This window comes from Pseudomonas sp. 14P_8.1_Bac3 (genome assembly GCF_025466085.1).
Lineage (GTDB): Bacteria > Pseudomonadota > Gammaproteobacteria > Pseudomonadales > Pseudomonadaceae > Aquipseudomonas.
Genome location: NZ_JANLOD010000025.1, coordinates 1 through 742, shown reverse-complemented (window position 1 = coordinate 742; position 742 = coordinate 1). Strand labels below are relative to the sequence as shown.

Genomic DNA, 742 nt, shown 5'->3' with positions numbered 1-742 from the left:
GTGCAGGGGTTGGTCAAGGCGATGTTCGGCATCCTCGAGCGCGTCATGGACGTGGTCGAGCGGTACAAGAAAGTCGCCGTCAGGAGCGTGGCACCGAGTGTCAAAAACGGCGGCGTGCAACTGCGTTGGAACGCCCAGCGCAACACCACCCTCAAGCACACCGAACACCACGACGACGTTCCCGCGCCAGCGAAAAATCCGAACGGTGACAGTGTCGATTCAGCGGATAAAACCGCCGCCCACAACTGCCCGGTGTCGATGGTCACCGGCGAAGAACTGCTGACCCTGACCGACGGTGCGCTGGACGGCGTCCTGCCCTTCGACTTCACCCGGCTCTATCGCACCAGCGCGGTGGAGATCGATGGCGAGCTGGGTTTCGGCTGGAGTCATTCGTTATCCCATCGGCTGGACATCGATGGCGACAGCGTCATCTGGGTCGACCACGAAAACCGTCGCACCCCCTTCCCGCTGCCGACGCTGCAACGCCCGGCCATCCACAACAGCCTCGCGCGCGCGGCGATTTTTCTCGGTGACGAGCCGGACGAACTGATCCTCGCCCAGGCCGGCGACCCGGCGCGTTTCCATCACTTCAGCAACGGTCGGCTGACGGCGATCAGCGACGCCTATGACAACCGCTTGCACATCAGCCGCGACCGCCACGACCGCATCACACGCCTCGACAACGGTGCCGGCCGCGCCTTGCTATTGCGTTACGACCGTCGTCATGTGGTCGCCGTCGACT

Annotated in this window: 1 protein-coding gene; it reads left to right on the top strand. The window is 63.9% G+C overall.

What is annotated here, in order from left to right; genetic code table 11:
• On the top strand, window positions 1-742 hold a 742-nt coding region (locus NTD84_RS08460), incomplete at both ends, for a DUF6531 domain-containing protein (RefSeq protein ID WP_262164696.1).